Source organism: Actinoplanes aureus (assembly GCF_015704865.1).
Lineage (GTDB): Bacteria > Actinomycetota > Actinomycetes > Mycobacteriales > Micromonosporaceae > Actinoplanes > Actinoplanes aureus.
Genome location: NZ_JADQTO010000007.1, coordinates 195,415 through 220,812, shown reverse-complemented (window position 1 = coordinate 220,812; position 25,398 = coordinate 195,415). Strand labels below are relative to the sequence as shown.

Annotated in this window: 20 protein-coding genes; 12 read left to right on the top strand and 8 right to left on the bottom strand. The window is 69.8% G+C overall.

Translation table 11 applies throughout. The annotated features are described in order from the left end of the window. The first annotated feature begins 82 nt into the window (after positions 1-82). Complete coding sequence (locus I4J89_RS17140; protein WP_196414974.1) at positions 83-1,483, top strand: replication initiator; 1,401 nt, start codon at positions 83-85, stop codon at positions 1,481-1,483. Between the two features lie 233 nt (positions 1,484-1,716). On the opposite strand, the gene I4J89_RS17135 is transcribed toward I4J89_RS17140, so the two are convergent. After that, a complete protein-coding gene (locus I4J89_RS17135) occupies positions 1,717-2,211 on the bottom strand; it encodes an NYN domain-containing protein (protein WP_196414973.1) in 495 nt (164 codons plus the stop codon). 251 nt (positions 2,212-2,462) lie between these two features. On the opposite strand from I4J89_RS17135, the gene I4J89_RS17130 reads away from it, so the two are divergent. Next, complete coding sequence (locus tag I4J89_RS17130; RefSeq protein ID WP_196414972.1) at positions 2,463-2,885, top strand: GvpU-like protein; 423 nt, start codon at positions 2,463-2,465, stop codon at positions 2,883-2,885. An 899-nt stretch (positions 2,886-3,784) separates the two neighbouring features. Here the strand turns inward: I4J89_RS17130 and I4J89_RS17125 are convergent. Then, the gene (locus tag I4J89_RS17125; RefSeq protein ID WP_196414971.1) at positions 3,785-4,189 is read right to left on the bottom strand and encodes a hypothetical protein; all 405 of its coding nucleotides are present in this window, start codon (positions 4,187-4,189) and stop codon (positions 3,785-3,787) included. A 552-nt stretch (positions 4,190-4,741) separates the two neighbouring features. Here I4J89_RS17125 and I4J89_RS17120 point away from each other — a divergent pair. Continuing rightward, positions 4,742-5,011 carry a FadR/GntR family transcriptional regulator gene (locus tag I4J89_RS17120; RefSeq protein WP_196414970.1) on the top strand — a complete coding sequence of 90 codons (270 nt, stop codon included), beginning with the start codon at positions 4,742-4,744 and terminating at the stop codon, positions 5,009-5,011. Between the two features lie 336 nt (positions 5,012-5,347). Here the strand turns inward: I4J89_RS17120 and msrA are convergent, their stop codons facing one another. Then, entirely contained in the window at positions 5,348-6,007 is a 660-nt protein-coding gene (gene msrA / locus I4J89_RS17115) for a peptide-methionine (S)-S-oxide reductase MsrA (RefSeq protein WP_196414969.1), read from the bottom strand. Positions 6,008-6,009: 2 nt separating this feature from the next. Next, positions 6,010-6,456, bottom strand: coding sequence for an HIT family protein (locus I4J89_RS17110; protein WP_196414968.1), 447 nt, complete (start codon positions 6,454-6,456; stop codon positions 6,010-6,012). A 24-nt stretch (positions 6,457-6,480) separates the two neighbouring features. Here I4J89_RS17110 and I4J89_RS17105 point away from each other — a divergent pair, with 24 nt between their 5' ends. From I4J89_RS17105 to ilvA, 3 genes are all read left to right on the top strand, one after another. Further along, complete coding sequence (locus I4J89_RS17105; RefSeq protein ID WP_196414967.1) at positions 6,481-7,632, top strand: cystathionine gamma-synthase; 1,152 nt, start codon at positions 6,481-6,483, stop codon at positions 7,630-7,632. Positions 7,633-7,655: 23 nt separating this feature from the next. Continuing rightward, positions 7,656-9,014 (top strand): amidase, encoded by a 1,359-nt coding sequence (locus I4J89_RS17100; RefSeq protein WP_196414966.1) that lies wholly within the window; start codon positions 7,656-7,658, stop codon positions 9,012-9,014. A gap of 78 nt (positions 9,015-9,092) precedes the next feature. Further along, a complete protein-coding gene (ilvA, locus tag I4J89_RS17095) occupies positions 9,093-10,343 on the top strand; it encodes a threonine ammonia-lyase (protein ID WP_196414965.1) in 1,251 nt (416 codons plus the stop codon). Between the two features lie 55 nt (positions 10,344-10,398). On the opposite strand, the gene greA is transcribed toward ilvA, so the two are convergent. Continuing rightward, the gene (gene greA, locus I4J89_RS17090) at positions 10,399-10,932 is read right to left on the bottom strand and encodes a transcription elongation factor GreA (protein WP_196414964.1); all 534 of its coding nucleotides are present in this window, start codon (positions 10,930-10,932) and stop codon (positions 10,399-10,401) included. A 127-nt stretch (positions 10,933-11,059) separates the two neighbouring features. Continuing rightward, on the bottom strand, positions 11,060-11,479 hold the full coding sequence (locus I4J89_RS17085) for a DUF4307 domain-containing protein (protein ID WP_196414963.1): 420 nt from the start codon (positions 11,477-11,479) through the stop codon (positions 11,060-11,062). Between the two features lie 114 nt (positions 11,480-11,593). Between I4J89_RS17085 and mca the strand changes: the two genes are divergently transcribed. The 4 genes from mca to I4J89_RS17065 all read left to right on the top strand — a co-directional run bounded on the left by mca (position 11,594) and on the right by I4J89_RS17065 (position 17,633). Next, positions 11,594-12,475: a mycothiol conjugate amidase Mca gene (mca, locus tag I4J89_RS17080; RefSeq protein WP_196414962.1), complete on the top strand. Its 882-nt coding sequence runs from the start codon at positions 11,594-11,596 to the stop codon at positions 12,473-12,475. Positions 12,476-12,551: 76 nt separating this feature from the next. Continuing rightward, positions 12,552-12,842, top strand: a complete 291-nt coding sequence (locus tag I4J89_RS17075; protein ID WP_230859122.1) for a hypothetical protein — start codon at positions 12,552-12,554, stop codon at positions 12,840-12,842. Positions 12,843-13,076: 234 nt separating this feature from the next. Beyond that, complete coding sequence (locus I4J89_RS17070; protein WP_309238353.1) at positions 13,077-15,605, top strand: putative bifunctional diguanylate cyclase/phosphodiesterase; 2,529 nt, start codon at positions 13,077-13,079, stop codon at positions 15,603-15,605. A gap of 36 nt (positions 15,606-15,641) precedes the next feature. Beyond that, on the top strand, positions 15,642-17,633 hold the full coding sequence (locus tag I4J89_RS17065; protein ID WP_196414960.1) for a thioredoxin domain-containing protein: 1,992 nt from the start codon (positions 15,642-15,644) through the stop codon (positions 17,631-17,633). Here I4J89_RS17065 and I4J89_RS17060 read toward each other — a convergent pair whose 3' ends face one another. After that, positions 17,634-18,194, bottom strand: a complete 561-nt coding sequence (locus I4J89_RS17060; RefSeq protein WP_196414959.1) for a Uma2 family endonuclease — start codon at positions 18,192-18,194, stop codon at positions 17,634-17,636. It abuts the gene before it with no gap. A gap of 171 nt (positions 18,195-18,365) precedes the next feature. On the opposite strand from I4J89_RS17060, the gene I4J89_RS17055 reads away from it, so the two are divergent. Both I4J89_RS17055 and purE read left to right on the top strand, forming a co-directional pair. Further along, a complete protein-coding gene (locus I4J89_RS17055; RefSeq protein WP_196414958.1) occupies positions 18,366-19,508 on the top strand; it encodes a 5-(carboxyamino)imidazole ribonucleotide synthase in 1,143 nt (380 codons plus the stop codon). Continuing rightward, on the top strand, positions 19,509-20,006 hold the full coding sequence (gene purE / locus I4J89_RS17050; RefSeq protein WP_196414957.1) for a 5-(carboxyamino)imidazole ribonucleotide mutase: 498 nt from the start codon (positions 19,509-19,511) through the stop codon (positions 20,004-20,006). It begins immediately after the preceding gene. Between the two features lie 86 nt (positions 20,007-20,092). Here purE and I4J89_RS17045 read toward each other — a convergent pair whose 3' ends face one another. Continuing rightward, positions 20,093-25,261 (bottom strand): SCO7613 C-terminal domain-containing membrane protein, encoded by a 5,169-nt coding sequence (locus I4J89_RS17045; protein WP_196414956.1) that lies wholly within the window; start codon positions 25,259-25,261, stop codon positions 20,093-20,095. Positions 25,262-25,398: the final 137 nt, after the last annotated feature.

Here is a 25,398-nt window from a genome sequence, read left to right as displayed (position 1 = left end):
TTGACCTGACGCAGCCGCGGACCAGCGCGGAAGACGAACGGTCCAGCGATGATCGCAGCGGTCCGGCGCTGGGCAGGGCTGCATGAGCGGGCTCGAAGCTCTCCCCGAGGACATCCGCGCGATGGCCGCCCGGATGGCGATGCCCGACTTCCAGGAGTGGCAGAAGCAGGTCAGGTCGACGGGGGCGTGCTCGAATCCCACCCGAATGCGCGGCTACCGCACCGTCACCGACGCGGAGACAGGTGAGGTGCTGGATCACTACAGCACCGACGACGAGCCCACCGGGTATCGACTGGTCCGCTGCGGGAACCGGCGAGCCGCTGTCTGCCCGTCGTGCTCGCAGTTGCACCGTGACGACACGTACCAGGTGGCGAGCGCTGGTCTCACGGGTGGCAAGGGCATCCCGGAGACGGTCGCCGAGCATCCGGCCATCTTCGCGACGCTCACCGCGCCGTCCTTCGGCGCGGTGCACACCCGCCACAAGACCATGGGCCGCGACGGCAAGCCGTTGCGATGCAGAGTCCGGCGCAACGCCGAGAAGTGCCCGCACGGTGTCGTCATGTCCTGCCGGGAACGCCACGGAGAGGACGACCCACGAGCCGGCGGGGCGCTGTGCCCGGACTGCTACGACTACGCCGGTGCCGTGCTGTTCAACGCGTACGCCGGTGAGCTGTGGAAGCGGTTGACCATCTACCTACGGCGTGAGGTCGCGGCCACGGTCGGACTGAGCCGAAGCGCGCTGGGCAAGGTTGCCAAGGTGTCGTTCTTCAAGGTCGCCGAGTACCAGGCGCGGGGCGTCATCCACTTCCACAGCGTGATCCGCATCGACGGCCCGGATGGTCCCGAAACGTCGCCTCCGGTGTGGGCGACCGTTGACCTGCTGGATGATTGCTTGCGCCGTGCCGTCGCGACTACCTCCATGATTGTGCCGGATCCGGCCGATCCGGACTGGGCCTTCCGAGAACTGCGCTTCGGCACCCAGGTGGACACCCAGACGATCGCCGAAGCCGGCGGAGGCATCACCAGCCGTAACGTCGCCCGTTACATCGCCAAGTACGTCACCAAGGGCGGCGAGATCACCGGTCTGCCACCGCGCAGGATCAAGAACCTTGACGCCCTGCAACACCTGCACCTGCCCGCCCACACCGAGTGCATGGTGCGGACCTGCTTCGCCCTCGATGGCGTGTCAGCATATGGAGAGGTGCCGTTCGGCCGGTGGGCTCACATGCTCGGCTACCGAGGCCACGCCGCCACCAAAAGTCGGCGCTACTCAGTCACGTACGGCGAGCTGCGCGATGAGCGGAAGGCGCACCAGGAGGCCGAACGCCGCCAGGCCGAGGGGTTACCCGCACGTGATGAACGAGAGATCCTGGTCGACGCCAAGTGGAAGTTCTCCCGTTCGGGCCTGGCGCGCGGTGAAGAGATGATCGTTGACGGCATCCGCGCCGGGCAGGTGACCGCACGCCGCATCGGAGCAGCTTGACCGCCGATCCATGGTTACGAATTTCAATACAGGGTCAAGCCGGGCCGCTCCGCGACCCGGTCGCGCCGCCTAGCAGGGCCGGGGCCGGAGGCCCGCCGCCGGACGCCTCTGCTACGCGGCGGCGCCGGCGGTTCCAGCCCGGCGGCAGGCGCGAAGACAAAGACCCCTGAGCTGCGGCTCCTGTAGCCGTGTCAGGGGTCTTTCGGAACTACGGCAATTCTGTCAAAGCCGCTTTAGCTGCTCGCGAGGTCGTCGGTCTCCATCTGCACAACAGCTTCAAAGCGGTCCATAAAAGGCTTTGTTAGTCGAGCAACCGTCTGCGTGGACCAAATTACTACCTCATCGGCGAGGTTTCTAACTTCAATAGCTACCGGTGCGCCCTCAGGTATTGCCAACACAACTGTAGCTCCCAGTTGTTGCACGGTTCTGACTGCTTCGGCAAGATCCCTGTCACCCGCCATCAGTACGATGTGCGAGCAAGCGCCTTGTTGAATTAGGCGAACCATGTCAAGAACGATGAGGCTATCCACGCCCTTTTGCTGGTAAAAAGCTTCGGGCCTGAAGCGGCGCATCAACTCTTCGTAGTCAATGCCCATCTCCTCAGTGGCCTTGCGAAGTGCTGGCTTGTAGTCGAATTTTCTCTTCTCTAGGTGACCTAGCCGGAGCTGTATTCCTGGAGTGCGCTCAAGCTTTGCGAATTTTTCTCGCTGATGCGCGAATTGTGGCACGCCTGGCGCATGTGCGCCGTCGTACCAGTACGCCCTGAGGAATGGCGCGCCTAGCCTCGTTCCCGCCGTAGATAGCCAGGACGCAAGTTCCACTGGCTCAAACTCAAGATCAGGTTGCCTCGTGAGTGTCCTCGCGGAGCGAGTAACGAACCCCGCATCTACTATGCCGACCATTCGACTAGACATGAAGCACCAGGTTTCAGTAGAGTGTCCTGCCTGCAAGATTATGGCCCACTCGTGTCGGAGAATCAATGGAAAATTTCCCGTCGTCTCCCGACTACCCGGATCGGGTAGGTGGCCCAGATGTCGATGAAACGCTATCGCTCTTGAATGGCGTCATCAATATCATCGACGCCAGTTGTTCCATCGTCCTGTCGATGCCCGGTGGCGTTCTTACGGGTAGGCTGGTGAAGAAATCTACCTGGTACCAGGAATGGTTCGAAGCGTTCAAAAAGGGAGAGGGGAGGGCTGGTGAATTCTCCGGTGCGTTTCAGGGTCTGCTCTCTGAGATGGGGCGACTGAGAGCAGATAATGAATTCATCGACCACTCCGGTGCCTATCTGCATGTTGTAGGCGGCGTCTTGAATACTGGGAGTAAAGAAATCGGCCCTATGCCGTGGCGGGTCCGCCAGGATCATGTCGCGGCATGGAGTATAGGAACAGCTCCGGGCTGACATGAGGTCGATCGCGCGAAGCGAGGGGGTTACCGTCCAAGCCCTGGTCCTCGCCGGACGGGCTGGCTCCCAGGATGACGGAAGTGCGGTCACCTACGGAGGATGATGGTTGCGGTGGGTCGGGTGCCACCCCGATCGCCTGCCCGGAGGGATGCCAGCCCATCGGCGGGACGTCAAACGGTGAGGCTATTTGACGTCCCGCCGATGGCCCGGCATGGGCGGAGCCCAGGCGACCGGGATGACCCCCTCAGGAGGGTTGCTGAGGGCGTCGTCAGGGCGTCGTCAGGGCGTCTGACGGCGACCAACGCTGACTGATGTTGCCCAGCAACGCCTATGTATAAGGCCGAGCCAGCGCCGTCCTGATGGTCGTGACCTTGTGGGCGACGGACGAGTCGGCCTGTACGCCGGATTCAGACCTCACCGGCGCCCATGGAGGAAAGTCATGGTCAAGCCGATGGCGAGTAGGGAAAAGCCAACGGCAGCGAGTACGATCGCAACTACGATCTCAGTAGTATCGTGAGGGCCGGCAGTGAATAGAATTGCGTATGTCGACGCAAGCGCTGCACCCGCAATCACACCGCCAATCGTATTCGCTGCATGTGCTAATGCGCTCGCGCCTCTTGCATGAGTCCCCATTCGCGAGGATGCACGATTGACGTGGGCTTCGTCTACGGTCCGTAGATCGTCTTTGCGAGCCATCCTGACCGCTTCTTGTCCCAGGTCTGCTAGATATTCAGCCTGGAGTAGTTCTAGCTTCGCTCGTGCCTGTGGGCTCAAGCTCATAGGCTCCGAAGACCGACGGGTGAGTTCACTGTTTATTCGCTGGATGGCAAGAGAGATATTGGACGGCAGCGGTTGTTGCGCAGGGTTGGACTGAATCGGGGGATTGGTCATCGGTATCAGCGCCCTCCCGGCAGCGCGTGAACCGACAGTCCTCTATTGAGGTCGTCCTGGTCCTGCATCAGATGCGCAGCTAATAGACGGAGTTCAGGATCATCGACCTGATTAATCGCAATAGTCTTGTCTCGATCACGGGAAGCACGCCGGGTAACAAGTATGAGCAATGCGATCCCAAAGAGCACCAGTATGGTGCCAAGAATGACAAGCGTGGGACCTCCCAGCGGAACACCTTTTAAGTCTGCGAAGGCCCCCAAACCCCCCAAGCCCGTCGCCACAAGGGTTGAAAACTGCAGCAGCACTCCCGGAAAATCCCGGCGTTCCTTGTCCTTGGCGCGCTCCTCCACCAAGAACGAGATATCTGCTCTTTCCGTTAGCTCCTCGCTGGTGAGATCAACAGAGTGCATCTCGCTGCGCGGAGCTCGTCGAGATTCTGGCAATCGATGCTCCCGTGATCTAGGAATTTTCCCTGCCACCGTCACCCCTAATATCGACAGGCTGCTACACACGTTACGGGTGAGGGTGTATACGTGCTAGCTGCTGCAGCTTTGGTGGCGGGTGTGGCGGTCTGCTCGCGTGGTCCGCTGCTCGATCGTGTGCCCGATCCCGGCGGTAGCTCTCAGCCGCAATGGCTGCTGTACAGCAGTGAAGTACAGCAACGGCAGCAGCCAAAACGGGCGGGATGGATCTTCCTCAGGCCGTCTGACGTCGTACGACGCTTGATCCACCCGCGTCGCAGGTAATCCCTCGATCGCGGGCTGGGAGAGCAGAGGGCGTATGTGCCCAACCTTCGGGTTTGGGCAAAGTGAGCAGGCGAAGGCCCGGAGCATCATGGTTGCTCCGGGCCTTCGCCTTGACCACGGGACGGACCAGCCTCGTCCGGCCGCGCTGTCCGAGTCTCCCAAGCGCCAACCGAGGAGATCCGCCTTCAACCTCCCACAGCTAGCGTTGGGTAGTCAATGGCTAGTCATTGGTGGTCTACTCGGAAGTGCCAACCGAGGAGATCACCTGTGCCGCCGCGCTACCGATACGAAGAGATCGCTGACGACCTTCAGAAGCGGATCGCCGCTGGCGAGTTCCCGCCTGGCTCTCGGCTGCCCAGCCGCCGCGAGTTGATCGCGCAATACGAGGTGACCGAACCTGTCATCGACCGCGCCATGCAGATCCTGAGGGTCAAGGAGATCACCGAGACTCTGCCAGGCGTCGGAGTGTTCGTCCGCGAGCAGTGACCGCCGGTCGCGCTCGGCCTGCTGGCGGCGCAAGCGCCGGCATCGGCCGGCGCACCGGCTCACGATCGGCGCAGGATCAAAAGAGCAATGCCTCCGGCGGGGATCTCAAGCCTCCGGGATGGAGGAAGTCATCCCGCCGCCCGTCGCCCCAGGCGAAGCCGAGCAGACCACCGCCGGGGCCGCCAGCCTCCGCACGTACCTCACGCTTGGCGTGCAGCGGCGGCCCCGGCGGCGGCCCGCTCCCCGGAGGGTGGGTCGACGGCCGACGGGATGGCAGGCAGAAACGAACTGAGCCCGCACCCGCCGAAGCGAGCACGAGCCCAGATCAGAAGAGCATCAGTTGGTGCGAGCGACACCGATCGGGCACGTCATGCCGTTCGGCCCGTGGTTGCAGTACCCGTTTGGGTTTTTATCACTTGAAAGGTACTGCTGGTGGTAATCCTCCGCGAAGTAGTACGTCGTCAGCGGCTTGATCTCGGTAGTGATCTGGCCGCGACCAGCTGCGGTCACCACCGGCTGGAAGGCCTCCAGCGACGCCTCAGCCGTGGCCGCCTGGGCGTCCGTTGTGGTGTAGATCGCCGACCGGTACTGCGTACCGACGTCGTTGCCCTGCCGCATGCCCTGCGTGGGGTCGTGGTTCTCCCAGAATGCCTTCAGCAGGTCCGCATAGCTGATCTTGTTGGGGTCGTAGACGACCTGGACCACCTCAGCATGCCCGGTCGTGCCTGAGCAGGTCTCCTCGTAGGTGGGGTTGGCGGTGAAGCCGCCGGCATAGCCGACGGACGTCGAGTGCACGCCCGGGAGCTGCCAGAAGATGCGCTCCGCGCCCCAGAAACAGCCCATTCCGAAGACGGCGACCTCGAGTCCCGCCGGCCACGGGCCCTTCAGCGGTGTGCCCAGCACGGTGTGGGTGTCGGAGACCGGAATCTCGGCGTCCCGGCCCTGCAGGGCGGTCTCGGCGGTGGGCAGGTCGAGCTTCTTGTACCGCAGGAACACGGTCACTCCCTTCGTCCGTGGTCTGTAACGCTGAGACGGAGGTATTCCTTACCAATGGTCTCGGCGATCTCCGCGGCCTCGTCGTCGCTCGCGTACTTGTGCCGCGGCCAGAAGAATCCGCGCAGGCCGTCGCCCTTGGTGCGGGGGACGACATGGGTGTGCAGGTGCGGCACCGACTGGGAGACGATGTTGTTCATCGCGACGAAGGTGCCCTGCGAGCCGAGAGCGGTGGGCGCAGCGGCGGCAATCTGCTGGACGAAGCGGAAGTAATCCGGCAAATCGGAAATCGGCAGATCGGTCAGCTCGACGATGTGCGGGCGCGGGACCACGAGGACGTGACCCTTGAACACCGGACGGATGTCGAGGAAGGCGACACCCGCCGGCGATGAGGCCACCATGAACGCCGGCTTCGATCCCGCCACGATGCCGCAGAACAAGCAGTCCGCCATCAGGTGAGACTAGCCTTGCGGAACATGACGGCTAACAGCTACGGGTTCGACACCCTTGCCATCCACGCCGGCCAGGAGCCGGACCCGCGGACCGGCGCGGTGGTGCCACCCATCTATCAGACGAGCACCTACGCCCAGGATGCCGTCGGCGCCCCCCGCCTGGGCTACGAGTACAGCCGGTCCGGCAATCCGACCCGGGACGCACTTCAGGAATGCCTGGCGGCGATCGAGGGCGGCCAGCGCGGGCTCGCATTCGCGAGCGGCCTTGCGGCCGAGGACACCCTTTTGCGTACGGTGTGCCGGCCCGGCGATCACGTGGTCATCCCGAACGACGCGTACGGCGGCACGTACCGGCTCTTCGCCAAGGTGGCCGAGCGGTGGGGACTGGACTGGACCGCCGCGCCGCTGGACGACCTGGACGCGGTCCGCGCCGCGTTCCGGCCGGGGCACACCCGTCTGATCTGGGCGGAGACGCCGACCAACCCGCTGCTCAACATCGCCGACATCCCGGCGCTGGCCGCGCTCGCCCACGAGTACGACGCCATGCTCGCCGTGGACAACACGTTCGCCTCGCCGTACCTGCAGCAGCCGATCGCGCTCGGTGCCGACGTGGTGATCCACTCCACCACGAAGTACCTGGGCGGGCACTCTGACGTGGTGGGTGGCGCGCTGGTCACCGCGGACTCCGGGCTCGGTGACGAGCTGGCATTCCACCAGAACGCGATGGGCGGCGTGAACGGTCCGTTCGACGCGTGGCTCACCCTGCGCGGGATCAAGACGCTTGGCGTACGCATGGATCGGCACTGCGACAACGCCGAGCGGATCGTCGGCTACCTGCGCGAGCACCCGTCCGTCGGTCGGATCCTCTACCCGGGCCTGGACGACCACCCTGGCCACGAGACGGCCGCCAAGCAGATGAGCCGGTTCGGCGGCATGGTCTCGTTCCGCGCGGCCGGCGGGCCGGAGCAGGCGATCGCGATCTGCAACCGGACTAAGCTCTTCGTGCTGGCGGAGTCGCTCGGCGGGGTGGAATCGCTGATCGAGCACCCGGGTCAGATGACACATCTGTCGGCTGCGGGCTCAGCGCTTGAAGTTCCCGCCGATCTCGTGCGACTGTCTGTCGGCATCGAAACCGTTGACGATCTGCTCGCCGACCTGGAGCAGGCGCTCGGATAAGACCGACGCTGGAGATACTGCGCATGGACTCGACGACCTGGGTGGGCGCTACCGCGAAGCAGATCGCCCGTGCGGTACGCCGTGGCGACGCGAGCGCCACCCAGGTCGTGGCCGACCATCTGGAGCAGATCGCGATCTCGGATCCGGCGCTCGGCGCGTTCCGGGTGGTCCGCGGCGGTGAGGCGATCACCGAGGCGGAGAAGGTCGACGACCAGGAGGACCTGGCCAACCTGCCGCTCGCCGGGGTCCCGGTAGCGGTCAAGGAGAACACCGCGGTGGCCGGCCTGCCCACCTGGCACGGCTCCGCGGCGGCGCGCACCGCCGAGGTCGAGGAGGAGGACCACGAGGTCGTCCGGCGGCTGCGTGGCGCCGGTGCGGTCGTCGTGGGCGTCACCAAGATGCCGGAGATGGGCCTCTGGGCGGTGACCGACGACGAGACCGGCCCGACCCGGAACCCGTGGGACCTGGACCGGACGCCCGGTGGCTCGTCGGGCGGCTCGGCCGCCGCGGTCGCCGCCGGCCTGGTTCCGATCGCTCAGGGCAACGACGGACTGGGCTCGATCCGGATTCCGGCGGCCTGCTGCGGTCTGGTCGGGCTCAAGCCGGGCCGCGGTGTGGTGCCGGTCGGCTTCGGCGACAAGGACTGGTTCGGCCTGACCGAGAACGGCGTGCTCACCACCACGGTGGCGGATGCGGCGCTGGGCTTCTCGGTGTTGGCCGGGCAGGCCCCGGCCAAGCTGGTCGAGCCCGCCAAGCTGCGCATCGGCGTCTCGCTGCGGTCCCCGGTCGCCGGGGTCAAGCCCGACGAGCCCAACGTCTCGGCCGTCTCCACGGCGTCGAAACTGCTGGTCCAGGCCGGCCACGACACGGTGACCGCCGACCCGCGCTATCCGAACGGTGTCGCGCTGGGAGTGCTCGCCACCTGGTTCGCGGGCGCCTACGTGAACTCCGAGGGGCTGGACGTGCGCAGCCTGCAGCCGCGCACCCGCAACCACATCCGGCTCGGCAAGGCCGCGATGCGGGCCGGGCTGGTCCGGCAGAAGCAGCGGGACGCCTGGCGGGAGCGGTCGATCCAATTCTTCGCGGACCGCTCGATCGACCTGCTGCTCACCCCGGCCCTGGCCACCGCGCCGCCGCCCGCGGTGCGGTACTCGGCCGAGTCCTGGCGCAAGAACATGTGGGCCAACGCCTCCTACGCGCCGTACGCGGCGCCGTGGAACTTCGCCGGTCTGCCGGCCATCGTGATCCCGGTCGGTTTCCGCCCGGACGGGCTGCCGCTGGCGGTGCAGATCGTCGGCCCGCCCGACTCGGAGCTGCTGCTGCTCGCGGTCGCCGGTCAGTTCGAGGTCCTCAACCCCTGGCAGCGGCACGCGCTGGTGTGACCGGCCACATCAGGCGGCACCAGGCCGGCAGGGCATGCCGTACGGCTCGGGCGAGCGGTGGTGGCACGATTGGTGTCCATGACCGCCGCTGAAACGCCGCTGGACCTGCTCACTCTCGCCGACGTCGAGGCCGCCCGTGACCTGCTGAGCGGGGTGGTCAAGGAGACGCCGCTGATCCCGTCCCGGCCGCTCACCGAGATCACTGGGGCGCCGGTCTGGCTGAAGTGCGAGAACCAGCAGCGGGCCGGGTCGTACAAGGTGCGGGGGGCGTACACCAGGATCTCCCGCCTCTCCGAGGCGGAGCGCGGCCGTGGCGTGGTCGCGGCCAGCGCCGGCAACCACGCCCAAGGCGTGGCGCTCGCCGCCGGCCTGCTCGGCACGCGCGCCACCGTCTTCATGCCGGAGGGCGCGCCGCTGCCCAAGGTCACCGCCACCAAGGGGTACGGGGCAGCGGTCGAGTACGCCGGGACGAGCGTGGACGACGCGCTGGAGGCGGCACACGACTTCGCCCGCAGCACCGGGGCGGTCCTGATCCACCCGTTCGACCATCCGGACGTCATCGCGGGGCAGGGCACGGTCGCCCTGGAGATCCTGTCGCAATGCCCGCAGGCCACCACGATCGTGACCGCGGTCGGCGGCGGCGGCCTGATCTCGGGGCTGGCGGTCGCGGCCAAGGCGGTACGCCCGGACATCCGGATCATCGGTGTGCAGGCGAGCGGCGCGGCGGCGTACCCGCCCTCGCTCGCTGCCGGTGCGCCTCGCAAGCTGGACAGCTGCGCCACCATCGCGGACGGCATCGCCGTCATGCGTCCCGGTGATCTGACGTTCGCGCACGTCGCGAAGCTGGTCGACGAGATCGTCACGGTCACGGACGAAGATCTTTCCGCCGCGTTGCTGGTGCTGCTGGAGCGGCACAAGATGGTGGTGGAGCCGGCCGGCGCGGCAGCGGTGGCGGCGCTGCTCACCGGTGCGTACGTGCCGCCGCGCGGTGGTCCGGTGGTGGCGATCCTGTCCGGCGGCAACATCGACCCGATGCTGCTGCTGCGGGTGATCGAGCACGGTCTGGCGTCGGCCGGCCGCTTCCTGCGTCTCGCGGTGCGCTGCACCGACCGGCCGGGTCAGCTGGCCCGGCTGCTGCGCGAGATCGCCGAGCAGCGGGCGAACATCGTCGACGTCTCGCACTCGCGGCAGAGCCCGCGGCTGGGCTTCGGCGAGGTGGAGGTGGCGCTCTCGGTGGAGACGCGCGGCCCGGCCCACTCGTCGGCCCTGATCAGTGCCCTGCGGGACGCCGGTTACCGGGTGGCGCTGCTCGCCGAAGCAACCCCGTAAAAGTGATGAGCTCGTGGTGGAGAAACCACCACGAGCTCATGCCAGCAAGCTCAGCTCAGCCCTCGAAGGGGCCGAATTTCACCACGGTGACCTTGATGTCGGCACCGCTCGGGGCCGTGTAGGTCACGGTCTGGCCGGGCCGAGCGCCGAGGATCGCCTTGCCGAGCGCCGACTCGGGGCTGTAGACCGTCAGGTCGGTGGTCGACGCGATCTCCCGGGAGCCGAGCAGGAACGTCTCGGTGTCCGCCTGGTCGTCGTCGAAGTAGATGGTCACGACCGAGCCCGGCGCGACCGAGTCGGCCGCTTGGACCTCGCCGACCTCAGCGTTGCGCAGGAACTCCTTCAAGTAGAGGATGCGGCCTTCCTGCCGGCTCTGCTCCTCGCGCGCCGCGTGATAGCCACCGTTCTCGCGGAGGTCGCCCTCCTCGCGCCGGGCGTTGATCTCCGCAGCTATCGCCGACCGGTTCGCGATCAACTCGTCGAGCTCGGCCTGTAGCCGGTCGTAAGCGTCCTGGGAGAGCCAGGTCTTCGGCGCCTCGGAACTGGACACGGTCGATCTCCTTGCTGGAACTGGGCAGTGTTGAAGCATGCCGCGGCAGTGCTCAATGCATTGCTGCGCGAAGACGGCATGCCGAACGCAGCGAATCACCAAGCTTACCAGCGGTGTGCACAGCGCCACGGCGCTCGATGTCGTCGGCACCTTGACATCGGCCGGATCAGCTCGCCGGGCGGCATCCCATCACGTCGCCGACCGAAGCCCGGGACTTGGTCGGCACGGACTCGCTCACCTCGACCGGGCCGCCACCCTTAGGAGCCGGCACCAGCACCGACCGCCGCCCCACCTCGAACCCGTCGTAGTCGCGCGCCCGGAGCATGCAGTTGGCCGTGCCGCCCTCGGGCACCCAGACCCGGAACTGGATCACGAGTTCGGTCTCGGCCGGCTCGTTCCAGCCGATGATCTGCGGGGTGTAGTCGCCCTCACCGAACTTGTCGTAGAACGTGAGGGTGAGGCCCAGGATGCCGACCGCGAACAGCACCACGGCCAGGATCGGCCCCCAGCGGCGCCGGCGGCCGTCGCGGCGACGACCGTAGCGGCCCGGCGGGAACACCGGCGTTGTGGCGCGCGTCTCGCTCACCTGACGACCTCTCGTGCGTTTGTTGTCGGTGGGATCGGCCAGAATGGCAGAGTTCCATCTTCGCAGCCGATCCCGGCCCGCTCACGGCAGGCCTGGTCGAGAGGATCCCAACACGTGACTGAGCAGTTGCGCCTGATGACCGTGCACGCGCACCCCGACGACGAGTCGAGCAAGGGTGCCGCAACCATGGCGAAATATATCGCCGAGGGCGTCCAGGTGCTGGTCGCGACCTGTACCGGCGGGGAGCGGGGCAGCGTCCTCAACCCCAAGATGGACCGGCCCGAGGTGCTCGCGGACATCACCAACATCCGCCGCGCCGAGATGGACAAGGCGCGCGAGATTCTCGGCGTCGACCAGGCCTGGCTCGGCTTCGTCGACTCCGGCCTGCCGGAGGGCGACCCGCTGCCGCCGCTGCCGGACGGCTGCTTCGGGCTCCAGGACCCGGAGGAGGCGGCGAAACCGCTGATCAAGCTGATCCGTGAGTTCCGGCCGCACGTCATGACGACGTATGACGAGAACGGCGGTTACCCGCACCCGGACCACATCATGTGTCACAAGGTGTCGGTGGTGGCCTTCGAGGCGGCCGGTGACCCGGAGCGCTACCCGGAGCTGGGTGAGCCGTGGCAGCCGCTGAAGCTGTACTACAACTCCGGCTGGACCCGGGCGCGGATGCTGGCGCTGCACGAGGGGATGCTCGCGGCCGGCCTGGAGTCGCCCTACACGGAGTGGCTGGAGAAGTGGTCGGACCGGCACGATCGGGGCGACAAGATCACCACCCGGATCGAGTGTGGGGACTATTTCGCGATTCGTGACGATGCGCTGCGGGCGCACGCCACCCAGGTCGACCCGGACGGCTTCTGGTTCCACATCCCGCTCGAGCTCCAGCAGAAGGTGTGGCCGACCGAGGACTTCGAGCTGGCCCGCTCGCTGGTCGACAGCCCGGTCCCGGAATCGGACCTCTTCGCCGGCATCCGGGAGAAGGTCGAAGCCCACTGAGCAGTACGCTGAGGGCGTGGACGTTCTCGCGGTCAACAATTTCGGCGACACCCGATCGGGCGGCCTGGCCGGCCCGATGGGGCTGTTCCTCATCGTCCTCATGTGCATAGCCACGGTGCTGCTGATCCGCAACATGAACAAGCGGATTCGTCGGCTTCCCGACAGTTTCCCGGTTGCCGGGGAGCGGGAGCGTGTGGCAGAAATCGCGCGGCTCGATGCTGATCTCGAGCGTTCCGGAGCCGCGGCGGGGGACGATGTCGAAGCGGATCGATCGGTGTCAGCCGGCGCGGCGGAGGATGCCGAGGTCGAGGGTGTGGCGGACGGCGAGCGCGGTTCCGCCGGCGAGGGCGGGACGGCCCGGGCCTGACGGAGGGGACGGCCGGCGTACCCCGGGCGATTTTGACCTTCTGGTGCCCAGCATCCCGTCTGCGGTCCGTCAAGCCCTGTTGCGTTCATCGGTATTGATTTAGCCTTCCGCCCGGGGGCCGCGCGGCCCCGGAACCCTGCGGGAAGGGGGCGCCGACATGCACACAGTCCGGCGCCGAGTCTCCGCAGAGCATTTGCACGTGCATCCGGTTGTGCATTCGCTGTGGATGTCGCCGTGACGCATCCTCAGCGCATTCAGTCGTTCCGCGATGGCTCGTGGCTCAGCCGCCCCCGGCCGGTACGCATCCTGACCGCCGTGGTCGTGGTGGCGGCACTGGCCGCCGTTCTGCTCGGTGCGCTGCAACCGGTGGACCGCCCGGCCGACCGTCCGCTCTCCCCGCTGGACGGCGTCTGCGTCGCCGCCGTGCTGGCGGCCATCGCGCAGCTCGCCGGGCTCCGGTTCCGCCTCGGGCCGGACGCCGTCTCGGTCAGCTGGGCCGAGGCCGCCGTGGTGGTCGGATTCGTCGTCGCCCCGGCCGGCTGGCTGCCCGCCGCCACCCTGGCCGGGACCGGCCTGGCCTGGATGCTGCTCGCCTGGCTCACCGGGCTGCGCAACGTGGCCGAGGTCGTTCACCTGGTTGCCTCGATGACTCTCGGCGTGGCCGGTGCCGCCCTGGTCACCGCGCTGCTCGCCGGCGACGCGCCGATGAGTGGCGCCCGGCTGCCGCTCGCCCTGGTGGCCGGTGCCGTCGTCTATCTGATCATCACGTTCGGCCTGGTGGTGCTCACTCTCACCCTGCGCCGGGACGCCGAGCCGGCCCAGGTCGCCACCCGGGTGCTGCAAGCCAAGCTCCCGATGTCGGTGGGCAACGTCCTGGTCGGCCTGCTCGCGGTGTTCGCGCTGGCCCGCGAGCCGCTCTGGCTGCTCGCGTTCGGCCCGGCGCTCTGGCTGCTGCACCGGACCTACCGGTTCCACCTGCGCGCCGCCGAGGAGCGCCGGATGTGGGAGGCGTTCGCCTCCGCCACCGCCCGGCTGCCCGGTACCAGCGAGGCCGAGGTGGCCCGTGCCGGGCTTCGTGGTGCTCTGGACGTGTTCGGTGCCCGCCGGGCCGAGCTGGAGCTGCACACCGAGAAGGGCCAGCGGCGCTACGCACAGGACGATCCCGGTCAGGACGACGAGGCCGGCGCCCGGTCCGGAACGGCGATCACCCGCAGCATGGTGGTGGCCGGCCGGCCGGTCGGCGAGCTCACCGTGTGGCTCGGCGAGCCCAGTCTGCCGGTTCCGCAGGACGAGGCGGCCATCCGGGCGTACGGGGAGGCGCTGGCCGGGGCGCTGCACGACGCGGCGGCCCATCAGCGACTGGTCGAACTGGATCAGCGCGCCGCCCACGACCGGGTGCACGACCCGCTGACCGGGCTGGTCAACCGCTCGTCGTTCGGTGCGGTCGGCGACCCGCTGCTGCGCTCGCTGGACCGCGAGCGGTACGTGGCCGTGCTGCTCCTCGACGTGGTCGACTTCCGGCAGGTCAACAGCACACTCGGGCACCGCGGCGGCGACGAGGTGCTGCGCCTGATCGCCGGACGGCTCACCGAGCTGGCCCGGTCCGGGGAGGTCGTGGCGCGTACCGGTGACGACGAGTTCGCGCTGCTGGTGCCCTCGGTGGTCGCGCTCGCCGACTCCGCGGCCTGGCCGCAGGGCGAACCCAGCCCGCTTCCGGTGGCGCTGCGCCGGGCTCGGGAGCTGGTGGAGCAGCTGCGGCTGCCGATGGAGGTGGCCGGGGTACGCCTGGCCGTCGAGGTGACCGTCGGCGTGGTGGTGGCCCGGGCCGGCCACGTCGAGGTCGGTGAGCTGCTCCGGCGCTCCTCGCTCGCCGTCGGCCGGGCCAAGGAGCTGGGCGTCACGGTCGGGACGTACGACAGCGGGCAGGACGCCAGCAGCACCGACCAGCTGGCCCTGCTCGCCGAGTTGCAGGACGCGTTCGCCGCGGACGACCAGATCGTGCTGCACCTGCAACCGGCGGTCGACCTGATCACCTCGGTGCCGACCGGGGTGGAGGCGCTGGTCCGCTGGCGGCACCCGCGGCGGGGACAGCTCTCGCCGGGCGACTTCCTGCCCGCGGTGGAGCGCAGCGAACTGCTCATCCCGTTCACCCGGCGGGTCCTCGATCTGGCGCTGGCCGCCGCGGCCAGTTGGAACGCGCAGGGCATCGATGTGCCGGTCTCTGTGAACGTGTCCGCACGCAGCCTGACCGACCCGACGTTCCCGGCGCAGGTCACCGAGGCGCTGCGCCGGCATCGTACGCCCGCGTCACGCCTGGTCCTGGAGATCACCGAGTCGGTGGCGGTGAGCGAGCAGGAGATCGTCGACGAGGTGCTGGCCCGGCTGCGCTCCTCCGGTGTGCAGGTCTCGCTCGACGACTTCGGCACCGGCTTCTCGTCGCTCGCCTCGGTCACCCGGATGCCGGTGGACGAGATCAAGATCGACCGGTCGTTCGTGGACGAGATGATCGACTCGGCTGCGGCAGGTGCGGTCGTGCGCGGTGCGGTCGAGCTCGGCGCGCGGCTGGGCGTACGGGTGGTCGCCGAGGGCATCGAGACGATGGAGCAGCGGGCCGCGTTGATCGCGCTCGGCTGCCCCACCGCGCAGGGTTACCACTTCTGCAAGCCGATGCCGGCCGACAAGATCGTGCAGGCGTTGTCGCAGCTGGCCGCCACGTCCTCGGCATCGCAGGTCACCCCGCTGCGCGCGGAGGACGCTTCCTGACCGGCCATAGCCGTCCGGCGTGAGAGGGTTGGGGGCATGGCCAACCGTCTCGCCGAAGCCACCTCGCCGTACCTGCAACAGCACCGGGACAACCCGGTCGACTGGTGGCAGTGGTCACCCGAGGCCTTCGCGGAGGCTCGCCGCCGGGACGTCCCGGTGATCATCTCGGTGGGGTACGCGGCCTGTCACTGGTGCCACGTGATGGCTCACGAGTCCTTCGAGGACGACGACGTGGCGAAGTTGATGAACGACGGCTTCGTCTCGATCAAGGTGGACCGGGAGGAGCGGCCCGACGTCGACGCCGTCTACATGACAGCGACGCAGGCGATGACCGGGCAGGGCGGCTGGCCGATGACGGTGTTCGCCACCCCGGACGGTGACCCGTTCTTCTGCGGCACCTACTTCCCGAAGCAGCACTTCGCCAGGCTGCTGGACTCGGTCGCCACGGCGTGGCGGGACCAGCGGGACGATGTGGTCAAGCAGGGCGCCGCGGTGGTCCAGGCGGTCGGCGGTGCCCAGCTGGTTGGCGGCCCGACCGCGCCGATCTCCGCCGCGCTGCTCCAGGCCGCCGCGAACGGCCTGGCCGAGGAGCACGACGAGACGTACGGCGGGTTCGGCGGCTCCCCGAAGTTCCCGCCGCACATGAACCTGCTCTTCCTGCTGCGGCATCACGAGCGGACCGGGTCCGCGCGGGCGCTGGAGATGGTCCGGCACACCTGCGAGCAGATGGGCCGTGGTGGCCTCTACGACCAGCTGGCCGGCGGCTTCGCCCGGTACGCCGTGGACGGCACGTGGACCGTGCCGCACTTCGAGAAGATGCTCTACGACAACGCGCTGCTGCTGCGGGTCTACACCCAGCTGTGGCGGCTCACCGACGACCCGTTCGCCCGGCGGATCGCCGACGAGACCGCCCAGTTCCTGCTGCGCGATCTCGGTACCCCGCAGGGCGGGCTGGCGTCGGCCCTGGACGCCGACACGGAAGGCGTCGAGGGCCTGACGTACGCGTGGACGCCCGCCGAACTCGTCGGAGCGCTCGGCGCGGACGACGGGACGTGGGCGGCGGACCTGTTCCGGGTCACCACGGCCGGCACGTTCGAGCACGGCAAGAGCGTGCTGGTGCTGGCCCGCGACATCGACGCCGCCGACCCGGCGCTGATCGCCCGCTGGCAGGACGTCCGGCAGCGTCTGCTCGCGGTCCGGGCCGGCCGCCCGCAACCGGCACGCGACGACAAGGTGGTCGCCTCGTGGAACGGCCTGGCGATCACGGCGCTGGCCGAGCACGGTGTGCTCACCGGGTCGGCGTCCACTCGTCAGGCGGCGGTGACGCTCGCCGAGGTGCTGGCCGACCGGCATCTGGTCGACGGCCGCCTGCGGCGGGTCTCCCGGGACGGCGTGGTGGGCGAGCCGGTCGGGGTGCTGGACGACTACGGGTGCGTGGCCGAGGCGTTCCTCGCGGTCCACCAGGTCACGGCGGACCCGCGCTGGCTCACGCTCGCTCGGCAGCTGCTGGACGTCGCGCTCGCGCACTTCGGCACCGGGGAGGGCGGGTTCTACGACACCGCGGACGACGCGGAGAAGCTGCTCACCCGTCCGGCTGACCCGACCGACAACGCCACCCCGTCGGGTGCGTCGTCGATCTGTGCGGCGCTGGTCGGGTATGCGGCGCTGACCGGGGAGACGTCGTACCGGGAGGCGGCTGATGCGGCGCTGGCCACGCTCGGGCCGCTGATCGGCGGGCATCCGCGCTTCGCCGGTTACTCGGCGGCGGTCGCGGAGGCAGCGCTGACCGGTCCGTTCGAGATCGCGGTGGCCACCAACGATCCGGCTGATCCGCTGGTGGCGGCAGCGTTACGGCACGCGCCGGGTGGCACGGTGATCGTCGCCGGTGAGCCGGACCGGCCGGGCGTGCCGCTGCTCGCGGATCGTCCGCTGATCGACGGTCGCGCGACCGCCTACGTCTGCCGCGGTTTCGTCTGTGAGCGCCCGGTCACCGGCAGCGAGGAACTGGTCGCGAGGCTGGCGACCTGATCAGCTCTCCGCCGGGAGATGCTCGTTCGGCTGGGTCCGCAGCAGCCAGGCGAGCGGTATCTGGGCTGTGACCTCATAGACGTTTTTCGCGAGCCGATACATCGTCACGGTGTTCGCGGCGTCGCGGGCCACGGTCCAGTACAGCGGGATGCCGGCGGCCGCGTATTCGGCGACCTTGGTGACCTGATCTATCGCTTCTGATCCCGGAGAGATGATCTCGATGACCAGAAGAAGGCCGTCGGCGTCATACCACACCGCATCGCCTGGATCACGCGACCAGACGGTGAGATCAGGAATCCGCCCGGCGTCTCCAGCCGGACCTGGGATCCGGATGCCTGCCACCTGCATGAGCTGATCTTCGGACCAGCCTGCTTTGAGAAGCCACGACATCAAATGAGTGGCGATCTTGGCGTGCCTGCCGTCGGGGGGCGGAACCACGGAGAGCACTCCTAGGGTGCTTGTCTCGTATCGATGTCCGTGCGTGTCCGCCTCGATCATGGCGGCAAGGTCGTCGAGCGTGATGGTGGCGGGCATCAACCTGCCGATTGCCTCTGCGCTCATGCCGGCCATGCTACTGGCGGCGACCGACATTTTCGTCTCTTGTGGGGGCGGTCCACCGGCCGGCGGTAGCGCCCGCAGGGCGGGGACGGGGCGGCTTTGGCGAGAGGTGTGGGCGTACCAGAAAGGGGTTGATTTTCTGGAGAGCTTGCCCGTCGCTAGGCTTGCCTGGCGATGGATACCCGAACCGGTCTGCCCGTAGTCGGCATGGTGGGCGGCGGCCAGCTGGCCCGGATGACCCACCAGGCCGCCATTTCTCTCGGCCAGTCACTGCGCGTGCTCAGTGAGAAGCCTGACGACAGTGCCGCGCTGGTCGCGGCCGATGTTCCGATCGGGACGCATACCGATCTCGCTACGCTGCGTGAGTTCGCGAAGGGGTGCGACGCGGTCACCTTCGACCATGAGCACGTGCCCACCGAGCACATCGAAGCGCTCGAGGCGGAGGGCGTGAAGATCTTCCCGGGGTCGAAGGCGCTGGTCTTCGCCCAGGACAAGGGCCTGATGCGGGAGCGCCTGGCTGCGCTCGGCGCGCCGGTGCCGCGCTGGGCGCGGATCACCGAGGCGGCCGAGATCGAGGCCTTCGCGGGCGGCTCCTGGCCGGTGGTGGCCAAGGCGACCCGAGGGGGGTACGACGGACGCGGCGTCTGGATGGTCGGCTCGCCGGAGGCCGCCGCGGACCTCGTGTCGACCGGCATCCCGCTGATCGTCGAGGAGAAGGTGCCGCTGCGTCGGGAGCTCGCCGCCCTGGTGGCGCGGTCGCCGTTCGGGCAGGTCGCGGCCTACCCGGTGGTGGAGACCGTGCAGCGGGACGGGATCTGCGTCGAGGTGATCGCGCCCGCGCCGGGGCTCTCCGAGAAGCGTGCCGTCGAGGCGCAGCAGCTCGCCATCGACCTGGCGAACGCGCTCGGTGTGGTCGGCCTGCTCGCCGTCGAGCTGTTCGAGACCGACGCCGGCATCGTGGTGAACGAGCTGGCGATGCGCCCGCACAACTCCGGGCACTGGACCATCGAGGGCGCTCGTACCTCGCAGTTCGAGCAGCATCTGCGGGCGGTGCTGGACTATCCGATGGGTGCGACCTCGCTGACCGCGCCGGTGGTCGTGATGGCGAACGTGCTCGGTGGCGAGCCGGGCGGCATCTCGATCGACGAGCGGCTGCACCACCTCTTCGCCTCGGACCCGGGTGCGCGCGTGCACCTCTACGGCAAGCAGGTGCGGCCGGGCCGCAAGATCGGGCACGTGACCGTGCTCGGCGACTCGTTGGAAGAGGTGCGCGCGCGGGCCGTGCGCGCCGCCAAGTGGCTTCAGGAAGGCGTGTAGATGGCCCCGCAGGTCGGCATCATCATGGGCAGCGACTCGGACTGGCCCACCATGGAGGCCGCAGCGGTCGCGCTCGCCGAGTTCGAGGTGCCGTTCGAGGTCGGAGTCGTCTCCGCGCACCGCACCGTGCGCAAGATGGTCGACTACGCCGAGTCGGCGGCCGACCGCGGCATCCGGACGATCATCGCCGGGGCCGGCGGCGCGGCGCACCTGCCGGGCATGGTCGCCGCGCTGACCCCGCTGCCGGTGATCGGCGTGCCGGTGCCGCTCAAGCACCTGGACGGGATGGACTCGCTGCTCTCCATCGTGCAGATGCCGGCCGGCGTGCCGGTCGCGACCGTGTCGATCGGCGGGGCGCGTAACGCCGGGCTGCTCGCGGTCCGGATCCTCGGCGCGGCCGACCCGGCGCTGCGCCAGAAGATGGCCGACTTCCAGTCCGGCCTGGAGAAGCTGGTCGCCGAGAAGGACGCGGCGCTGCGCGAGAAGCTGCTCGGCTAGGGTCACGCTTCTGGCGGCCTGGCCCAACGCCAGTGCTGCCTCAGTTCCGCTGAGGCAGCACTGCGGTTGGGCCACCAGCCGCGTTGTCAGCGCATCTGGGATACCACGTTGCGCAGCTCCTGGGCCCGCCGCCGGCTTTCGCTTGTGGCGCCCAGGAACATCAGGATCACGCCGATCGGGATCAGCATCAGCCACGGCCCACCCAGGGTGAACGCGAACCGGAACGCGGCCACCACGGTGGCGACCGTGCCGACCACCACCGGGGCCTGCTGCCGCGACCGCGACCCGATGATCAAGGTGATCACCCCGCCGAGCAGCAGCAACACCTCGCGCAGATCTCCGCCGTTACCGGCCAGCACGATGCCCATGGTGGGCACGAAGGCGGCCAGTAGCGCCGGCCCGTACGCCGCCCAGCTGCTCAAGTCCGGCCGGTGATGGGCCTCCACGACACCGACCGCGAGGGCCAGCGCCGCGAACGGCAGCGTGTACGCCTCCGGCAGCCCGACCTCGGCCAGCGCGATGAACAGCCACCAGCCGAGGATCTCGAACCCGACCGCCACCCAGAACAGCGTCCGCCGCTGGCTCGGGGTCCGGTCCGGCCGGGACGCCGCCAGGCCGAGCACGGCACCCCAGGCGGCCAGCAGGGCGGCCAGGTGGGGCAGCGAGTCGAAGGCCAGCGCACCGGCGATGACCGCGGATGCGTACCCGCACCACTCGACCGTGACCGCCTCGGCCCGGTACTGCGGCATGCCGAGCCGGGGTAGCGCCGCCTCCAGGGAGAGCAGCGCGGCACCGACCGCGAGCACACCGAACGCCGCCCAGTGCCGGTCCAGCCCGGCCGCGATCGCCCCGGTCAGCACGAACATCTGCCCCATCACGGCGGCGAAGAGCCAGCCGAGCAGGCGGGCCATCTGGGTGCGGCCGCCGAGCGCGGCGACCAGGCCGACGCCGACCGCGCTGCCCAGGGTGAAGAGCGTGAGCGGCTGCTGGGCCAGGCTGCCGGCCAGACCGGCGCCGCCGGCGAGCAGGCCGATCGCGAAGACGACGGTACGCGTGCCGCGCAGCAGCGGCGCGCGGGTCGCCACCGGCGGCGGGGTGAGCGCCAGCCCGAGCATCGTGATGGTGAAGACGACCAGGGCCGCACCGGTCGCGGCGGGGAACGGCGCGTGCAGCGCGATCGGCGTGATCAGCAGAGTGAGCGCGATGCCCGGCAGGACCACCGGAACGGCCTCGGACGCCTTGCCGCCGAACCCGATCGCCGCCAGCGCCGCGGCGCCGGTGAGCAGCACCGCCGCCAGCGCACTCGTCGCGTCGACGTTGCCGGCCAGCGGGTTCGCCAGGGCCGGGACCGGACCCTCCCAGATCGCCTGCAACTGCTTGAGCGGGTCGACCAGCGCGGCCCGCAGAGCCGGCGCGAGGGAGAAGAGCGCCAGCACGGTCGGGATCAGCGCCATCGCCACGGCCCCGGTCGCCGGGTCGGCCAGCCAGCGCTCGGTCCAGCCGCCCCGGGTCAGGCCGCTGGAGCGCAGCGCGCCGCGGCGCAGCCGGGTGTACCGGCTCGGCGGCGGATATTCGATCGGGGCGATCCGCTGGACGGGGGCCGGTGCCGCGCCGCGCAACAGTTCGGCGAGTACCCCGAGGAGGGCGGCCGCGGCGGCGTACAGCGCGGTGGGGTAGTCGGTCGGCACGGACGTGAGCGCCGTGATGGTGGCACCCAGGACCAGGCCGATCGTCGCCCACGGCAGGTATTGCGGCACGTGCTTTCCGGCCCGGGCGAGCAGGGCCAGGCCGAGGCTGGAGCCGGCCAGTGCGGCGGTCAGTATCACCTGGATGCCGTACCCCTGGTCGGCGGCGAGCGAGGCGAGGACGCCGGGGAGGGCGAGAAGCACCGAGGCGGTGGCCGCGCCGCCCAGCTGGGCGCGGTGCGGAGGCAGCACACGCAGCGGCGGCTCACCCGGCTCACCCGGCTCGGCGGCGAACTCGACGGTCGGCGCCGGGTCCTCGGGCGTGCCGACGGCCGGCCCGGCCGGGATCCGGGCCATCACCGCCACCAGCAACCCGAGCATCACCACCAGGAACAGGGCCAGCGCGGTCGACCAGGGACGGACCAGCCCGGTGGCGGTGGCGTGCAGCAGCACCAGGATGGCGACGCCGGCCCGGGCCCGGGCCGGTGCCGGTTGCGTGGCGGCGACGGCGGCCAGCGCGTACGCGATCGCCACCGCCCCACCGACCAGCAGCGGCGACCACCAGGGCAGGCCGAGCGCCCACGGGGTGCCGATCGTGGCGAGCGCGGCGGCCAGTGCCGAGGCGTAGTGCGAATACGGCTTCGGCATCCCGATCGCGGCGGTGATCGCGATCGTCACCAGGGCAAACGGTGCCTGCCACGCACCGGGCGGCGGGTCGGTGACGTATCCGCTCAGGTTGGCTTCCCAGAGCGGGCCCGGTGCGGAGAGGATCCGTAGCCCGCCCTCGATCGCCTGCCAGCCGGCGATGACGCCGACCACCAGGCCGGCGACGGCCAGGCCCCGGGACGGTCCGCGCCGCAAGTCCTCCTCGAGCACGGTGACGCCCATGCCGACCAGCAGCACCACCACGCCGGCGACGGCCAGCGGCGCGTCCGGGAAGGCGAGGGCGGCGACCCGGGCCAGTGCGCCGCAGATCGCGACGGTGGCGGCCGCGGCGGCGATGTCCGGCCCGTCCAGCGTCCGGTCGTTGCGGCCCCGGGCGTCGATCGACTTGGCGAAGAAGAGCAGGCCGGCGGCGCCCAGCAGCAGCGCGCCGACCCAGAGGTCGGGTGCCGCCGCGCCGGGGGCGAACAGCGCGGCGAACGCCATCGAGAGCGCGCCCAGCCCGGTGCCCAGGGTCAGCGGCAGGCTGATCTCCCGGTGGGCCACCTGGAAGACCGCCGCGTAGCTGAGCGTGCCGGCCACGGCGAGGAAGCCGGCGGCCAGCGCGGGAACGGTGGAGCCCGAGGTGGGCGGTGGGCCACCGCCGGTGTCCGAGATCGCCAGGGCGGCGGTCACCGCGGCGCCCGGGATCGCGAGCGCGGCGGCGCCGGAGGCCCAGTCACCGACCAGCCAGGCGAAGAGCCGGACCGGGATCTGCCGGGCCGCGATCGCCACCATGACGCCGGCGCCGGCGATCGCGGTGAGCACCGCCGCGGTCAGCCAGGAGGCGCTCAGCGAGGCGCCGGCGCCGAACAGGCCGACGATTCCGGCGGCCAGGACGTGCGCGATCGCGACCCGCCGGGTGCCCGCCCACAGGCCGGCCGCGCCCAGGCCGATGGACGCCAGAACGAGCGGCCAGGGTGCCTCCGACCAGGGCAGGCTCAACGACGCCGGTACGGCCAGGGCGGTCAGCGCGATGCCCGCCACCGCACCCTCGTGCCGGATCCCGGTGGGCAGGGCCAGCGCGGCCGCGATGGTCAGCAGCAGCGCGCTGAACGCCAGCAGCCAGCCCTCCGGACCGACGGCCTCGGCCAGCTGCCGCGAGTAGGCGGCGGTGTCGGCGTCCCAGACCGGGCGGGCCGCGGCGACCGGTGCGATCGCCGCCCGCAGCACGTCCACGGCCACGACCAGTCCGATCAGGGCGAGCGCGCCGGTCGCCGCGTACTGCGGGCCGCGGCGCACCGGTTCGGCCAGCATCCCGACGACGGCGCCGGTCAGTGCGACGACCGCGGCGGAGGCGACAAGCGTCCAGTGCGGGGAGACCACGTCGGCGATCCGGGCGGTCGCGCCGATCAGGGCCAGGGTGAGCACGCCACCCGCGACGTTCAGGGCGAGCGGGTGCTTCAGCAGCCGGGCCGCGGCCACGGCGGTGGCCGGGGCCGCCACCAGGATCAGGCCGGAACGCAGCGCGTCAGCCGGGATCGCGGCTTGCAGCAGGGCCACCGAGGAGTACAGCAGGGCGCCCGCGCTGGCCAGACAGAGCAGGGCGAAGGTCAGCTCGCGCAGCCAGTCGGCGGACGGCGGGGTGGCCGGCGGCGCGAGCGGCGCCGAACCGGCCGGTGGCGCGCCGTCCGGCCGCGGACCGGGGAAGATCCGGGAGGGCAGCCAGCGGCGCTTCGGCCGGGTCAGCCCCGGGATGATCAGATCGGGTTCCTCCGGCCGCGACTCCGGGCGGGGCGGGGCGTCCGCGGCGTACGCCGCCGGGTCCGCCGGATCGGGCGCACCCGGGCGGCGCGCGAACCGCTCGGCGTCGGCGTCCGCCTCCGCGAGCGACACCCGGTCGGCGGCCACCGGCCGCCCCAGCGGCCAGCGCGGCACCAGCCGGCCCTTGCGGATCACCGTGGTGAGCAGCAACAGGTCGAGCACGGCCACGGTGGTCAGGGCCAGGCCCCAGCCGGCCGGGCTTTGGATCATGGGGTACGCGAGAAGCGGCGCGACCGGTTGCGTCGCGATGACCGTGGCGTACCGGGGCGCGGCGAGGCGGGTCATCCCGGCGTAGACGAAGCCGGCCACCGCCGTGATCGCGAAGGTGACGCCGAGATAGAGGGAGACCGGCACGTCCGGTCCGCCGGTGAGCGCGCTCCCGTGCAGCGCGTACAGCGTCATCGGGAGCAGGATCAGGCCGACCGCGGCGATCGTCTCACCGGTGGAGGTCAGGCCACGCCGAGCCACCCCGGGGGCGACCGTCAGGGCGATGCCGGTGGCCAGGGCCAGGATCATCGTCCGAGCGAACGGGTTGGAGACCGCAACCCCGGCGAAGACCACGGCCGCCACCCCGAGCAGCAGCGCGCCTAGTGCGAGCAGGATGTTCTGCACCGACTGGCTGGACGCCTCGGGCGGGTGCTCCATCGTGGCCAGCGGCGGGCGGCGCGGTCCGGGCGGCGTGACCCTCTCCGTCGGTGGCGGGTCGTCCACCAGGAGCGTGGCTCCGTCGGAAGCGGCTCCCGGCGGGCCGGTGTGCGCGGACCCGGGCTCGGCCCAGTCCGGCGGCGGTGCCGTGGGCCGCCGGCGTGCCGTCTCGGGCGGTGGCGGCGGCGTATCGGCGGCGCCGGCCGGCTCGGCGGAGCGCGGTGGTGGCGGCGGGAAGTCCTCCGGCGGCTTGCGTTTACCGGTGGTCCGGCGGCTCTTCGAACCCTTGGACTTCTGCGCGTGGGCCAGGATGTCACGCTGGAACTGCGCCGCCTGGATCTTGGCGGCGATCTGCGTCCGCTCCTTGGCGGCCTGCATGTCGCGTATCTTCATCGACGCGATGGAGGCGTCAATACGAGCCAGCTCGTCTGCGTAGTCGGGCTCGTCAGCCTGCGCCACCGGACCTCCTCGACCCACCGGCCGCTCTGTGTGGTTCGAGCATGCCGTTATGACACCTCATTAGAACAGTCTCAACCGGGTGGAGATCCGTGGAAACGGCCCCGAACCCGGCACTTTTCCTCACACGCCTGTGGTGA

Bases quoted from the DNA above. Each gene is read 5' to 3' on its own strand.
- I4J89_RS17140 (WP_196414974.1), top strand. From the start codon at position 83: ATGAGCGGGCTCGAAGCTCTCCCCGAGGACATCCGCGCGATGGCCGCC.
- I4J89_RS17130 (WP_196414972.1), top strand. From the start codon at position 2,463: ATGGAAAATTTCCCGTCGTCTCCCGACTACCCGGATCGGGTAGGTGGC.
- I4J89_RS17125 (WP_196414971.1), bottom strand. From the start codon at position 4,189: ATGCACTCTGTTGATCTCACCAGCGAGGAGCTAACGGAAAGAGCAGAT.
- I4J89_RS17120 (WP_196414970.1), top strand. From the start codon at position 4,742: ATGGCTAGTCATTGGTGGTCTACTCGGAAGTGCCAACCGAGGAGATCA.
- I4J89_RS17110 (WP_196414968.1), bottom strand. From the start codon at position 6,456: ATGGCGGACTGCTTGTTCTGCGGCATCGTGGCGGGATCGAAGCCGGCG.
- I4J89_RS17105 (WP_196414967.1), top strand. From the start codon at position 6,481: ATGACGGCTAACAGCTACGGGTTCGACACCCTTGCCATCCACGCCGGC.
- I4J89_RS17100 (WP_196414966.1), top strand. From the start codon at position 7,656: ATGGACTCGACGACCTGGGTGGGCGCTACCGCGAAGCAGATCGCCCGT.
- ilvA (WP_196414965.1), top strand. From the start codon at position 9,093: ATGACCGCCGCTGAAACGCCGCTGGACCTGCTCACTCTCGCCGACGTC.
- greA (WP_196414964.1), bottom strand. From the start codon at position 10,932: ATGCTTCAACACTGCCCAGTTCCAGCAAGGAGATCGACCGTGTCCAGT.
- I4J89_RS17075 (WP_230859122.1), top strand. From the start codon at position 12,552: ATGGGGCTGTTCCTCATCGTCCTCATGTGCATAGCCACGGTGCTGCTG.
- I4J89_RS17065 (WP_196414960.1), top strand. From the start codon at position 15,642: ATGGCCAACCGTCTCGCCGAAGCCACCTCGCCGTACCTGCAACAGCAC.
- I4J89_RS17060 (WP_196414959.1), bottom strand. From the start codon at position 18,194: ATGAGCGCAGAGGCAATCGGCAGGTTGATGCCCGCCACCATCACGCTC.
- I4J89_RS17055 (WP_196414958.1), top strand. From the start codon at position 18,366: ATGGATACCCGAACCGGTCTGCCCGTAGTCGGCATGGTGGGCGGCGGC.
- purE (WP_196414957.1), top strand. From the start codon at position 19,509: ATGGCCCCGCAGGTCGGCATCATCATGGGCAGCGACTCGGACTGGCCC.